Annotated in this window: 8 protein-coding genes; all 8 read right to left on the bottom strand. The window is 38.4% G+C overall.

The features are described 5' to 3' along the window. Positions 1-12: 12 nt before the first annotated feature. Entirely contained in the window at positions 13-3549 is a 3537-nt protein-coding gene (locus HND50_07290) for a hypothetical protein (GenBank protein NOG45017.1), read from the bottom strand. 17 nt (positions 3550-3566) lie between these two features. Beyond that, positions 3567-6284 (bottom strand): TonB-dependent receptor, encoded by a 2718-nt coding sequence (locus HND50_07295; protein ID NOG45018.1) that lies wholly within the window; start codon positions 6282-6284, stop codon positions 3567-3569. An 82-nt stretch (positions 6285-6366) separates the two neighbouring features. Continuing rightward, a complete protein-coding gene (locus HND50_07300; GenBank protein ID NOG45019.1) occupies positions 6367-8832 on the bottom strand; it encodes a T9SS type A sorting domain-containing protein in 2466 nt (821 codons plus the stop codon). A 28-nt stretch (positions 8833-8860) separates the two neighbouring features. Continuing rightward, positions 8861-10480, bottom strand: coding sequence for a sodium/solute symporter (locus HND50_07305; GenBank protein ID NOG45020.1), 1620 nt, complete (start codon positions 10478-10480; stop codon positions 8861-8863). Positions 10481-10673: 193 nt separating this feature from the next. Then, the gene (locus HND50_07310; protein NOG45021.1) at positions 10674-12677 is read right to left on the bottom strand and encodes a cellulase family glycosylhydrolase; all 2004 of its coding nucleotides are present in this window, start codon (positions 12675-12677) and stop codon (positions 10674-10676) included. A 7-nt stretch (positions 12678-12684) separates the two neighbouring features. Next, a complete protein-coding gene (locus HND50_07315) occupies positions 12685-13527 on the bottom strand; it encodes a glycoside hydrolase family 16 protein (protein NOG45022.1) in 843 nt (280 codons plus the stop codon). Positions 13528-13593: 66 nt separating this feature from the next. Continuing rightward, a complete protein-coding gene (locus HND50_07320; GenBank protein ID NOG45023.1) occupies positions 13594-14466 on the bottom strand; it encodes an endonuclease/exonuclease/phosphatase family protein in 873 nt (290 codons plus the stop codon). Further along, complete coding sequence (locus HND50_07325; GenBank protein ID NOG45024.1) at positions 14467-15924, bottom strand: sigma-54-dependent Fis family transcriptional regulator; 1458 nt, start codon at positions 15922-15924, stop codon at positions 14467-14469. It lies immediately after the preceding gene. Positions 15925-15927: the final 3 nt, after the last annotated feature.

Genomic DNA, 15927 nt, shown 5'->3' on the forward strand with positions numbered 1-15927 from the left:
CTTCAATTAAAATTATTTTATAATGGCAAATTTGCCCAGTTTTGTGTCACCGGTTAGTTTTGCTTTAATATGATAAATGTAAATTCCAGCGGCAACTTCCAGACCCTCATCGGTTAATAAGTCCCAATGAACTATTCCGTTGTCAACTCCGTTTTCAACATCAATTTTATCAACTAACAAACCACTCACTGTAAAAATCTTTATGGTACATTCAGCAGGTATATTAAAAAACATTAACCGCCGTCTTTGATTTAGAAAAGAGTTTGCAACCGCTTCTTCCATGGAATTTGTCATAACATATGGATTGGGAACAACCCGTATTTTATCCATTGAGCTGGAAATAATATCCAGATTCTGATCTCCTTCCGGCATAATGCTAAACGTGATCGAATCATCTTTCCAGAACGGACGGCGATGAGTTACACGGTATACATCATTTGCTTTTGGCAGTTGAGTAGAATCAAGTGCGGATTTAAAATCAAACGCGAAGGCAACACCGGAAGAAACACTTAAGTTGTTTTCTTTTGTTAATGGAGCAACAAGCACGCGATCTTCTAAAATATCAAATTCTTTATTCCCATTTTGGTCGTGTACAACGATATCCAACTTTTCGTATTGACCGCTTGAATCTAAAAATGATTTGTTTAATACATAAAAATTGAAATGCTGATTAAATAAAAGATCGCCCTTTAAAACTTTAACGCCTTTTTCATCAACCACATTTCGTCTTTTGCTTACTCCTACATAAGCCGAATCATCATTGGTAAAAACAAGATCATAATCCCATGGGAAATAGTTTTTATCAGAAGCAGCCGGACTTATGATGATTGGTGATGAACCTGTTAACCACCCAGAATTAGAATAATCATATTCAGCAAATTCAATTCCAGGATTGATAGTTAGACGGAGACCATCAAATACATCTGTTGAAAAACCATTTTCGCTAAATAGTGTTGTGTACCGAATTGTATCGTTGTTGGCATCTCCCCTAATAATATCTTCAACATATTTTATATTACTAAAAGCGAAGTTCTCCGGTGTTTCACTATATACTAGCTTATTTCCCATAGTTACATCGTAGACATAAAAACTGTTTGGCGTATAAATTAGATAATTACCGTCATATATTAGTTCATCGCCGTCTTTTGGAATATCAAGTGTATCAATACCAAACTTAACTTTATAAGTATGGTCATACTTAAGAGCGTTGTTTGATAAGATTTCAGGTTCAACAACACCAATACTTATTTGATTAGACTCGGTCTCATTGATGGAAGGTGGCTCATAACCTGTAGCTGCCGGACGTGGTATAACCACTGCAATATTAGGCCCGATTGAACGGATACTTTCCTGTTCATCCAAATCCACAATAATTGTATTTTCAGAAGGCGCAATTCCAGGACCGATATCAGGTGCACCAAAATCGTATGCAACCAGTGCGTAATAATATGTCCGTCCATTGCTAACTGTACTATCTATAAAGTGATGAACAATACCCGTATCAAAACCCAGGTTATAACTTGCTCCATTAACAAGTCCAAAATCTGTAAAACCGATAATTCCATCTTTTAAATCACATTGAAAAATTGGTTTCTTTATAAAAGGAGTCCCAAATCCATCCGTAATTACTTCAGAATCAGAGAAACGTTTATCTGAGGCGCGGTAAAGTTTATAGCCTTCAAAATCATTAATATTACCTACAAACGCATCGCGTGTTTTTGTATCTGCAATATCGTTCCATGTAAGAATTACTCTTCCATCTCCCGGTGTTGCTGTAAGGGTTGGCATAAGTGGTGGTTTGGCAAAACGATAATCCGACTCGTAAATTACTTGTACAATTCTCTTCTGTTCGAACAATGCCGGCGCCGAATGCTCATCAGACTGAAGCCCGTTAAGATCATCGAATGCATGTAATTCAGACATTGAGATACGTTCTTCGCGGCCCTGGAAAAGTGGAAAAGGTCCTGAAGCAAAAGTCTCAATCAGGTTTGAAATATTACCAAGAAATTCTAAGGTCGAATCCTGGCCAATTAATTCCCACATGGATTCATCACCGCGGAACCATCTAAAATCGAAAGAATGGCTTGGAACAGGAAATAACCGGAAAGATGTCAAACCAACCATATCTGATTCGGTCACATCTGTGGTTGCAAAGTTTGGCTCGCTACCAAATTCAGGATCATAATCCGGACGGTGGTTACCTTCCGTCATGTTTGCATCCGGACCGTCATAGTTTAATTCAAACGGACCAATACCATCTGTTCCCACATCATCATTGGGGGTATCGCCACTTTCGGCCACCCATTCTCCACTTGCCGCATCATAAAAAGCATATGCATTATTATTATTAGCATCAACACCATCCTGCCAGTCCTGGTCTTCATCTGCATCCCAGTGATCTTGCAGATCTTCCAACTCAAGGTTATACGCTTCTAAAAATTTATCGATATCAGCAATGCCATCGGTTGGTCCAACAATTGAAGTTGCAAGATTATCACGTTGCTCATCAATAAGCCCATCTTCATCGTTGTCTCTGTTGTCATAAGGAATTCCTGGACTTTCAAGATAGGCAAAACCCATTGTCCCTGTAGCTACACCAGCGCGTCCAACTCCGTCATTATCCCAGGAATAAGCCATATCAAGCTGACGATCAAAAAAGCCAACTTCATCATCTGACTCACCGCCAATACCGTTATCAACCCAATATCCAAAAGCTACTTTAGGCAAATCATAATCGGAAATATTAGCAATACTATATTCCCAAAAAATTGCATCCCTTGCCTGCGGATTATTCCATTGAAAGCCTCTTTGAGATACACGAATTCCAATGCCGCCCCATGGTTTCCCTGGCTGCAATGTATTATCATCTTCAATAAAAACACCGTCTCTGGGATAATATTTTACCTGATCCTCAAAGCCAAGGTATTCCTGATCCTGGGCATCATTGGCCACAAAGTAAGTTTCCAGATCGGCATATATAACGCCTTTTCCAAAACGGCCATTCCACTCGCCGGGCCATTTTGTAGAGCTTCCTGTAGAAGGCCAACCCGATGTAGGCCAACTGCCTTCAATATTGCTCATGGCAGGATATTCATTTGCTTCATTAAAATACCCAAATACGGGGTAAAGCCCCCATTCAACAGCACCTGTTGGATCTGTATCCATTTCTTCACGGTAGCTGGTTTGCAAAAAATGCAAGGTATCTAAATCAGTTCTAATTTTTATTTGAGTAGAGTCCGTTTCAGGCGTTCCGTCTGGACGGATAAATACCTGTGCTCCGACTAATAATCCGATACCATCCAACATACGTTGCCCATCATTATTATTTGGCCAGCGTGACCATAGTGGTGGGCCAACATTTGCCACCCATTTACTAAGCTCGGTAGTATTCTGAAAATAGAGAAACACTCTATTACCAGTCATGTATCCTTCTCGTTCGGCTGCTTTGTCTCCTGCCGGATCATCCGGACCTTCATACACTTTGCCTTGAGCAAAAAGAAAGGAATTAAAGACGAACAAAAGCATTACTAAATTGAAAAACAATTTCATTTTTTTCCCCTGGAAATTTAAAATATTACACCCAAGCCCAGTTTTACATAACGTGGGGCATCATATTGCGCCGGATTTCTAAACTGATCAAAATAATCATTAAAATCTTCACGGTGTGCATCTCGGGAGGCCGCATCGGGTATAATTGTATTTGCACGACCGGTTGTGCTATAAACACTATTTTCATTAAGCTCATCTAACAAATTAAAAATACTTAGATTAAGTTGTAATGTTATGTTGTTGTCTAAATTCCATTTATAATAACTATTTAGATCGACACTTAAACGTGCAGGACGGTAATCATTATTTGGAGGAAGATTAATATCAACTAATGGATTTAGGCTTATCGGTGCCCAAGTATAAGGTGAGCCGGAATTATAGTATCCCGTTATTGTTGTTCCCCAACTTCCTGTATAATATCCAACCGTTCCATTAAGAGTATGGCGTTGGTCCCAGCTCATCACAATCAAGCGGTTTACCGGATCGATATTGCTACCGGCACGGCTATAATTTTGTGATGGATTATCCGAATTACCTCTTGTAAACATAAGAGTGTAATTTAAAAATGCCGATAAATTATTCTTTTTGTAATCCAACTTAATTTCTAACCCTTTTGAATTACCATAATCTTTATTTGTGTATAGCCCATATTCAACCTGATTGTATGTTGTAATAACTTTAGTACTTAGCAAATCATAAATATCCTGATAGTATAAAGCTACTTCCAAACCAAACCCATCAAACAGCTCTTGCCACAATCCCATTTCGTATTTTATAGTTTTCTGCGCCTTCAGCTGGGCATTGCCCATTGTTGTTTGATAATCATTTGGTGAAAGAAAAAAGGAGTTATTCTGAAACAAGGCAAACATTGGAGGCATTTGAAAAAAGTGGCCGTAGCTAAAACGAAGAACTGCTTTTTTTCCTAACTGATAGGCCAATCCAAAACGCGGACTTATCTGAATTTTTTCGTCAGCATCAACATATTCTGTTGGTGATAGTTGTGGATTATTATCCGGGTTTCTTCGGTCTGTAGGATAAACAGTTTTTGGATTAAAGTAATCAACCCGCAAACCAAAATTGATCACCATTTCTTCTACTTCCATTTTATCCTGTATGTATGCCCCAAACTCAAAAGGTTTTACTTTATAAATATCACCATAAATTGTTTCATTGCCTGGGAGATAAGGCGCATAATTTGGAAACTCAACACCCTTTTCGGTAATTAGAATCTCATTCGCCCCTTCTAATCCAAAATCAACCAGGCTGTCGCGAACTGAACTTGCTTGATTATTTATATCATGCTGGATAAATAACAAGCCGACCTTTAAACTATGATTTTTATTTGCCTGCCAGGTAAAGTCAAGTTTTGCATTTAAATTTTTTGAATTCCTAATACTGTGCCCTTTTTGCTGCCCACCTGAAACAAATCCTGTATACTCAGAACTCTGGCTATATCCTTGGTGCACATAATTTTTGTTTAAGGGATTTTCATATAAGTACCAGGATCCTGTGTTATCAATACTCGAAAGATTGAGTTGATAAAAGGCCTCGTTACCAAGACTGTGGCTCCATTGCAAAGAAAGCATGTTTGTTTCACGATATGCGGTGGGTACTCCATTTGGATTATATTTATATCCATGATTGTAACCGTTCCACTCATCATCGTTTCGTGTAAACAGCAATGATGTTTTAATGGCGTTTGAAAAGTTATAAGTTAATTTACCCAGAAGTGAAAAGTTTATGGCGTCGTTCATGGGCTCATACTTATTATCACCGGTATGTTCGGTATACCAAAGCTCCTCTTCAGCACTGCTGTAATTACTATAATCGTCTACATTATACCTGCGTATTCCATTAAGGTGGTTCTTCCGGTCCTGATAGCGAACGTTTGTGAAAAAGAAAAGTTTTCCTGGTAAGACCGGGCCGCTAAGTGATGCTGTGAAGTCCTTATTTCGAGCATAGTCTACTTCATCTAATCCAATAAACTTGTTTGTATTTCCGGTAATGTATGTTCCGGAATTTATATTAATCGTTCCCTTTAACTCGTCTCCACCACTTTTAGTAACCGCGTTTACAACCCCACTCATTGCGCGACCATATTCAGCATTAAATGTGCCCGTAATTACTTCAAGGTCTTCTATTGATTGGGTTTCCAGCTCAACAGTTCTTCCTTCACCAGAAAAAGACTCATCCACTTGCAAGCCGTCTACCATGTAGGTTACTTCGTTACTTCTTCCACCGCGAAAATGCCCGTTTACAACCCCGGCCTGCATTGCAACTACAGCACCAACATTTTCAACCGGTAATAGATCCATTTGCTCAGATGAAACTGTTCTCATAGAGCTTGTCTGATCTTTTTTTGTGGCTATTTTTTCTGCCTGAACAACAATTACTTCACCTTCAATTACAGCTAATTCAAGGTTTGCCTCCACAAATGCTGTGCGGTTTACTGAGACCCGAAGCTTCTCAACTTTGAAGCTTTTATAACCAATCATTTCGATTGAAATGGTATATGTGCCGGGTGGAACATTAATGATAAAAAAGGAACCATCGAGCGCAACTGAAGCACCCATTGCAGTTCCTTCAACAAGAACATTAGCGCCCACTAAGGCTTCATCGGTAACCGCATCAAAAACGTTTCCTGCAATTTTTCCGGTAGTTTGAGCAAATAGGTTTTGTGCACAAAGTATTGCAGCAACAAATAGAAACTCTTTTAATTTTGTAAAGATATTCATAGAAAATCCTTCAAAGGAACAAAAGCATTAAAATTTTAAAATAAAATATCCCGCCCTAATCAGAGCGGGATAATAGACATGTTTACTTAACTATTAGCATTTTCTTTGTTTGAACAAAATCACCAGATTCTATTTTATAGAAATAAACACCACTGGCAAAATTAGTAGCATCAAACTTTATAAAATGAGTTCCGGCAGTATGACGTGCATCCAGTAAAACCTCTACCTGCTGTCCAAGTAAATTGAATACAGTTAACTTAACATTGCCGGCTGTGGCAACATGGTATTCAATTGTTGTAGTTGGGTTAAATGGATTTGGATAGTTTTGCTTCAATGCAAATGAGCCGGCAACTTTGCCAATTTCATCTTCAACAGCAGTAACTACTGCATTCGTATCACCAATCCAAGTGTAAGTCCATTGTTCAACTGTTTGCCATTGAAGGTCACTTGCGTTTGGAGAAATACCAAGGTTTCCTTCCCAGCTTCCATCATTATCATGGAAATAAAGTTCCAATGGAATACGCATTCCGCGCATTGGTGTAAAAATCCCATCGCCATCAGCATAAAGTGAGTCAAAAGGAATTTTTGCTTCAACTACATAATCAGCTCCGCCAAATTGCTCAAAATAATAATTATCATGTGCAGGTGTATAAAGTTGAACACCATTTGGATTATCGCGGTTAAGTCCAGCTTCATTGCTGTAGATTATGAAATCAGGCTCATCGCCACGAAGTACACCGGTATGAATTGATGTTTGATTATACAATCCAAAAAACATCTGGAATGCATCCTGATCCCACCAGTTTCCATCACCATAATTATGAACATCATCAACAACATCAGCAAAGAAATAAAGGTTTGCATCATCAAAAGCAAGATAGATTGTACCTGTAAGGTCATTGGCATCTGTAACTGATTGGAATGCATAATCTGTTTCCGGAGTAATTACGAAAGGTACGATACCTGAATTTTCCCATTCAGTTATATCGCCATCAGCTACAAAACCTGCAGGTGGCATTTCAGCAAATGTAGGTACGCCTTCTGCCATATTTGTTGTTGCCGATGTAGATACACCAGGCTCACTAACATTGGCCGAAGCATCTGTACATGTAACAGCATAGTAATAATCTACACTTTTATCTTTTAATGGATACCGCAAATAGTGTACTGTACTTTGTATATCTTCGTCAACTGAGCTAGCTATTAATTCCACCCCTTCAGCATTTAAGTCTGTTATCGGGTTTTCACTAGCATATACGGTGTAAATTTCACCGGATTCGCCAGGTACGTCTTCCCAAATAACCAGGTTAAAATGGTTAGCTGCATCCGGGGCTGCATTTACATTTGCAGGTGGATCCGATGCTACAGTGTCTGCAACTCCGAGATTTAATAATGTAATTTCGTCAAATCCATAAGCTGCAGGTAAGCCGTCACCTGTCCATTTTGTTGCTCCAACAACAACTGTTATGTAATGGGTTCCGGCAGGCATCGTTTGCTGTGTAGAAAAGGTTCCCCATTCTCTGCCTGGATTTTGGATCTGGTCACCGCCAAAATCAGTAATAAGGTTATTTGCAGCATCTTTAGCTTCAAGTTTCAATAACGCGTAACCATCTGTAAAATCGTCTGCAGAAACATCCTTGATTAATGCACTCATTATATATGTAGCGCCCGCTGTTGCAGGAATAGAATCATGCCATGAAACTGCCCAGGCATTATCATTCACACCAATTTCCATAAAGTTATCACCTTGTGCTGCACCTTCTGTTCTCAGCTCACGATAACCACCACCTTCTGCAAAATCCCAGCCGTCTAATCCCATTTCAAAACCAGGATTACTTCCGGCTAGTGCATTTTTAGATCCTTTTAAGGTTAGGTGATCGAGTATAATTGCACCCATACCAACGTCACCATTTCCATCACCGCTTATAGAGAATTCAAAAGCAAAGCCCTTAATCTTGTCTTTGTCTAGCTTATCGTTACCAACTACACCACTCCAACCTGTTCTGTTAAACGCTTCACCACCCCATTCGTCTAATTCTGGAATTGCGCGTCCATCTACAAGTGGCATTTTAATTTCATTCCAACCCGGCGCGTTATCTAAAATATAATGGAACGAATAATAGAACTCTGTAGCACTAGCATCAGATGTTGTGTCAGGTACATCGCTCACATCATAGAGCTCAAAACGTAAATGAATACGTCCTGTTAAGTCCTGCGGCGTAATATTGTTGTACCAAAAACTGACACTATCATAAGCTGACCAATCCATTACTTCTGCTCCAGGTGCTACATACTCAATTTTTGAATAGCCGCCCCATGGTTCAATATTATGGGCACTATACTCATTTAACTGAGCTCCTGAACCGAATTGTACTTCGGTTTCTTCAAGTGAATAATTTACAAAACCCTTTGTTGAATCAGCTGCTACTGAGATTTCATGTCCCCAGTAAGAAGTATCAAGTGCTGTATCAAAAGATTGAATTACTTGCTGTGCCATTAAAAAACCAGGCACGATAAACAAAAACAACAGTAAAAAAGTCTTTCTCATAAAGACCTCCTCATTTAGTGAATAAATACTATATAAATGATTGCCATAAGCCAATCACAACAATTATCAAAAATAAAGATATGAATCCGTTAAGCCGTAACCATTTGCTTCTAGAAAAACTTATTGGATTTGCTCCTTCGCCAGAAAGCCCCTTTATTGAAAATATATATGGCGACACACTCGTTGGTATTTTGTTTTCAACAAAACTTCTTGCATATAGAACCACGGATGAAATAATAAAGAGAAAAACTGCAAAATGTAGAAAATTTATATTCACGAATATTTTGATAAATGCATTTTCTATGCCAACTATATCATTATATAATTCAAACACAAAACGTAACAGTCCAATTATGCCACCAATTAAAAGCGCTGCTTTGGCTCCTTCGCCATTTACACGGATGCTAAAAACGCCAAATATAAAAACCGCTGTTATAGGTGGACTGATGTAAGCCTGAACACTTTGCATATATATATAGATGTGGGCATCGAACATTTGGGTTAATGGTACCCATAAAATCCCGGCGATTACCACTAAAATAGCTGATAGGCGCCCAACGAGAACAAGTTTTCGTTCACTTGATTCGGGAAAAAAGTATTTGTAAAAATCCATTGTAAATATAGTAGCGCTGCTGTTAAATACAGCAGAAAGAGATGACATCAATGCAGCCAATAAACCTGCCAGAATCATTCCCCGCATTCCTGACGGTAAGGTGAGTTCACTAACAAGCGTTACAAAAGCATTATCACCATTTGCCATAGGAAAAAGTGCTACCGCAATCATTCCCGGAATAACCATTAAAAAGACAGGCGTTGTTTTTAAAAATCCTGCTAAAAGTGTTGCTCCCTGCGCATGTGTAATATTTTTTGCGGCCAAAACCCGCTGTACAATATATTGATCCATACACCAATACCAGATACCTAAAATTGGGGCACCAAACAGGATTCCGGTCCATGGGAAATCCGGATCTGACATTGGGCGGTACATTGAAAAATACTCGGAAGGTAGCTTGTCTTGTAATCCCTGAATGCCGCCAACTTCCTGCAAACCAAAAACGGTAAGAATGATTGCTCCGGCAAGCATAAACACTGTTTGAATCACGCCGGTATAAATTACAGATCTGAGTCCACCTACTATAGTATAAATGCCAGTAAAGACAACCATAACTATGGCTGAAGTATAAAAATCCCAGCCCAATAATTCTTGAAGAAGCAGACCTCCTGCATAAAGCATTACAGATATTTTAGATGTGATGTAAACGACAATTGAGATAGATGCCAGGTAGAAACGACTGGCTTTATTAAAACGTTTTTCAAGAAACTCCGGTACGGTAAAAACACCCGTGCGGATAAAAATAGGAGCAAAAACCCACCCAAGAATAATTAAAGCAAATACTGCCATCCATTCAAAATGTCCAACTACCAAACCGCTTGCAGCACCAGAGCCAGCTAACCCTACAAAGTGTTCACTGGAAATATTTGTTGCAAATAAGGATGCTCCTATAGCAAACCAGCCCATATTCCTTCCGGCCAGGAAATAGCTACTCACACAATCATCATCTTTGCGGGCAAAATAAAAGCCGGCAAACATAATCAAAGCAAAATAAAACAGAATTATTGTAAAATCTAAATCAGAAAAGCTGTTCACTGGTATTCTTCTATATAGTGATTAGAGGCATCATAAATTCGTTCATATTTTATGCCAAAAACATATTTTGTTTAGTCTGTTCTTAAAGGGGAGATTTTTGTGAGGAGAGAACAAAATCTTATTAAATTAATAAAAATATCATTATCATTTTAATAAGATTTAGGTCCTGCAACCAGTAAACTTAGTTATTAGGTTATGGTAAAAGAATCATTTTTTTATGCTGAGATTTCCCATTATATAAAAGCTGAGAATAATATATACCCGCAGCCAAACCCGTAGATTGAAATTGCTCTTCATGAGAACCTTCTGGAAGGTTTTTTCTTACAATTCTTTTTACAAGTCTGCCAAGGGAGTCATATATGTTTAGCTTAATATCCCCGCCCTTTTTTAAATGGTATCTAATTGTCGTACTTGGATTAAATGGATTCGGACCATTTTGAAATAGTTTAAAATCTCCCGGATAACTACCACTGCTACTTAAATTCTGACCGATAAATTCAATAAAATTGATATTGAACACGCCTTTAAGAATTTCCAGTTTGACAGAATGTGATCCTGCGGTTAAGTAAAAATTTCCTGCCGGAATCGTTTCCCAATCCTGCCAGCCACCCGTGGAAGTAACAGAAATATTTGATCCCGCAAGCTCATCTATACTCAGCCTGAACTGACCGTTTGAAGAATTACTTGCTACACGTAAATTTAATTTAAATGAATCTGCCATCTCAGTGTGAATGGTATATTTAAGCCATTCGCCATCTTCTGTCCAGCCCACATTATACCCGTTGCTACTCTCCGAGTCCTGACATGGTTCAATATCCACTCCATCATTACGGTAACCCCAACCATCATTCCAGGCAGTATAATTCCCAGTCGACACCTGGTATGTTCCAACGACCTTATCAAGGTAAGCATATTCGTTACGACCCATATCAAAATCGGTCGCAAATATTTTACCCGGTACGCTGTTTTCTTTAAAGGGTTTTGTCTCGTTACTTGTAATCTGCCGAGTCATGGCATCAACTACGTCTTTATTAAAAGTGCAATTTTCAAGTTTTAAATCCTCTGCCAGCTGCATTAGTGCGTTAAAACTAAATTGCTCCGATGGCCTTGTTGCTCTTCCCTCCCAATAATCCAGTAAGATTTGATAGTCGGCATTTTTAGGTATTGAAAGCGGGCCTGAAATCGATTCAACTTTTTTTAGCGGCCACCATGCCCAGCCAATATTATTTTGTTCAAATAGGCGAATCGCATCTGTAAACCAGGTATTTGAGTTTTCACCAGACTCCCCACACCAAATTGGAATATTATATTCTTCGCGCATATTTAGCATCCACTGGATTGATCCCTGGTCGTTATTACTCCAATATTTATGGAAACTGTAGACCATGTTATCATCCCATGGCGGGGTTAATCCAGTAAAATCATTAGCAAACCAATTTCCTTCAATAAAAATAATATGATTTTTATCTGCCGTCCGAATAAAATTTGTAATATTCCTGTATAACTGTTTGAGCATATCATTATTAGACATTGGCCAGTTTGTCTCATTCAGTAAATCATATCCTGCAATCCAAGGTTCGTTTGCATAACGCGTAGCAAGTCTTTGCCATAAGGCGATTGTTTTTGCCCTGTTGTCGGCACTTTCCCACAAAGAAGGTTTTGTATCGTCATAATCAGAAATAGCAGCATCTTTACCTTGCCCGCCAGGCGCGGCGTGTAAATCCAAAATCAGATACATTTTATTTTCAGCACACCAATTTAGCAGGCTGTCCGTTAGAACAAAACCTGTATCTAGCCAAGTATGTAATCCGGGTGTTGGCTCCTCTTCAATCGGTAAAGTAAAAAGGTTATAATGAAGCGGTACTCTAACAGAATTAAAACCCCATGCGGCCAGGGAATCAATGTCAATTTTTCGCGTATGATTTGCCAACCAGGCGTCATAAAAAGTTTGGGTTTTTTCAGTTCCAATCAGTTCCTCAATGTGAGCACGAATTTTATGTTGCGGCCCGGCAAAAGAAGAAGTCTGAAGCATATAACCCTCCTGAACCATCCATCCACCCAAACCCATAGCACGTAGAATAATTTCATTACCTTGTTCATCAACAATTTTTTTACCATCGGTTTTAAGAAATCCTTCAGCTGATAAGTTATTAATAACCACAAATATTGATACTAAAACTGTTATTGCAACTTTCATTGTTAAACTACTCCTGCCATTGGTAAACTCGTACATAATCTATATACATGCGCTGTGGAAAATTCGTCGTTTCATCAGGGTATCCAGGCCAATTACCTCCAACAGCCACGTTTAAAATCAAGAAAAACTCTCGGTTAAATGGCGCCGGATAGTCCCCATTTACTGTAAACCATTGAGTTTGCGTTTGGTATAACTCACCGTCAACGTACCAGCGCATATCGTTTTCTTCCCACTCAAGTGTAAACACATGAAAATCTTCATAAAAATCATTGCCGGATGAACTAGAATAAAATGTCCCTGATTGAATATTATTTGGTGGTAAATCACCATAGTGCAAAGTACCATGTACTGTTTTGGTGTCATGTCCTACTAATTCCATTATATCAATCTCGCCACTTCGGGGCCAATCACCATAAGAAGAATGTGTTGGCATCATCCAAATTGCAGGCCATAATCCCTTCCCACTCGGCATACGTGCACGTACTTCAAACTTGCCATAAAGCCAACCTCCCTTAAACTGGGTTGTCATGCGCGATGAAGTATATTCCCTACCTTCACGGTTTTCTTTACGTGCTTCTATAACCAGCAAATCATTTGCTAATAATGTATTCTCGTATGGGCCCGAATAATACTGTGCTTCATTATTATACCAATCTGGACCTGTTTCAAAATTCCATTTTTGCAAATCTATGGCCGTTGAATCGAACTCATCATTCCAAACCAGCTGCCACCCTGGACCATCCTCATCCTCGTCATCAGAATTTGCCGTGTTTTCTGAACAAGAGACTTGTTGAATTAATAATACAAAAAGAAGAAGAAAACGAAATAAATTGAATATGTAGATTTTCACGCCCGGTCCTCAAATAATATTATTTTAATTTTGAGGATAATATCGCAATTCTTGTGCCATTTAGATTTAGTTGTAATTCAATGTAAGCTCGACAAGAATCGGATAATGATCGGAAGGAAGTTTTCCATCAAAGGTATCGGAAATTGTAGCATGTTTTTTTATTGTGATTTTATCGCCACAGAAAATAAAATCAATTGGTTCCGATGGATCGGCATTCAAATCAAAACCTGTAAACGTGCTATTAGGACCATAGTGCCCTGATTTTGAAATCAGCCGTGTATCAAATAAAATTTCTGAATCTGGAATATCCTTTGAGGTGAGGTGTTTGTATGGTTCATCCAGTGGATCGCAATTAAAATCACCGGTTAAAATAATATAATTGTTTTTTGCTATTTCAGTAATTTTGCGTTTTAATAATTTCGCACTTTCATACCTTGCCGTATCACCTCTATGATCAAAGTGTGTGTTAAAATAAAAAAATCTCTTCGAAGTTTTTGAATCTTCAAACTCTGCCCAGGTTACTGTTCTTTTCAAAGCAGCGTCCCAACTCTGGCTAGGCTTATCAGGTGTTTCCGACAACCAGAATGTTGAGTTTCTTAACATTTTAAAACGCCTCGAATCATATAAAATAGCTGTGTATTCACCTTGTTGCTTACCATCATCACGAGCAGCACCAAACCAGGTATAATGATCCAGTGAACTATCAAGATAGGCCAACTGAAAACCCAAAGCTTCCTGTAATCCAACAATTCCAGGTTGATGATATTTGATCACATCAGCTACAAAAGTCTTTCGATATTGCCAGGAATTTTGACCGTCATCAACCAAACCATAACGAATATTAAAAGTCATGACTTTAACAGGACGATCAACACCAGGTTGACACCCCGCTAAAAAAACTAAAAAGATCAGAAAGATATAAAGTCGCTTAATAATCATTTATTTAAGTCCAAGTTCTTTACACATTCGGTAATAATTTGGTGGTGCCAGGCCAAGTTCTTTTGCAGCTTCAGCATCGGATGATTTTTGGTTTCGTACAAATTGAAAATAATCTCTTTTTAATTTTTTTTCCATTTCACGCCAGGGTAAAATATGGCCCGGCTCCCAATTAATTGTAGATTTTTCTGTATCAAAACGAGAAAATTCCCGCTTAAAACCAAGTGCATTTTCCACATCATCAGTTGTAATCGTTCCATGAGTAACAAAAAGCAAGCGTTGAAGAACATTTTGCAACTGGCGTACATTTCCGGGCCAGGGAAATTTCTGTAACAAATCCAATACACCATCCTCCATTTTAGGCAATTCCATGGAAAGTTCTTCAATATATTTATTGATAAAAAAGTCAACCAAAAGCGGGATGTCTTCAGGGCGTTTTTTCAAAGGTGGAATATTAATATTTACTACATTTAAGCGGTAGAACAAATCTTCCCGGAAAGTTTTGTTTGCAATAGCCTCCTGCAAATCTACATTGGTTGCCGCAATAATCCGCGCATTTATTTTAATTTTTTCAGTACGTCCAATTTTATCAATTTCACCTTCCTGTAAAACACGTAATAGTTTTACTTGCGCAGAAAGTGGTAATTCGCCAATCTCATCCAAAAAAATTGAACTGTTATTAGCCACTTCAAACAATCCTTTTTTATCCTGGTATGCACCGGTAAAAGAGCCTCGTTCAAATCCAAATAATTCGCTTTCAATCAGTTCGTGCGGCAAACTTCCGCTGTTAACAGTTATCAGCTTTTCATATTTACGTTTACTTTTATAATGGATGTGCTTGGCCACCAATTCTTTACCCGTTCCTGATGCGCCATATATTAGTACGGTTGCATCCTGCAATGCAGCACGTTCTATTTGTTCGCGAACGGTTTGAATTGCTTTAGAATTACCCAGGATTTGTTTTCCTGAAAGAATTTCATCTACTTTCTTTTTAAGCTTGCCATCAGCATTACGCTGCTTTATTTCCAGTTTACGCTTTTGATATGCATTAATTATACTAAGGATAAAATCGGTTGGCTGATAAATATAATTCTCGATATCACCGGGGTATTTTGTGCAATACCACATTGCGCCAGCTTCCAGCAGGGCATTTGCAAAATCAAAATCACTAATATTAACTGTCATTTTAGTGACCACGATAATCTGCAGGGTATCATCAATTTGCTTTATAGCACGTATTAGTGACTCGCCCGTAATGCCCCCTACAATCTGAAAATCCATAATAATCACATCATAATTATTGCTGTTTTTTTTAAGGGCTTTCAGTGCTGATTCACCATCGGCTACTACTTTGCTGATTTTTATTTTATCCTGAAAAGGTGTCAGTGTGTTCTTTACGCGCCGAACATCATACTCTTCATCTTCAATCAGCAGTATGTTTATGTTGTTTTTTAAAATCAAAAA

The sequence above is a fragment of the Calditrichota bacterium genome, assembly GCA_013112635.1.
In the GTDB taxonomy this organism is placed as follows: Bacteria; Calditrichota; Calditrichia; order Calditrichales; family J004; genus JABFGF01.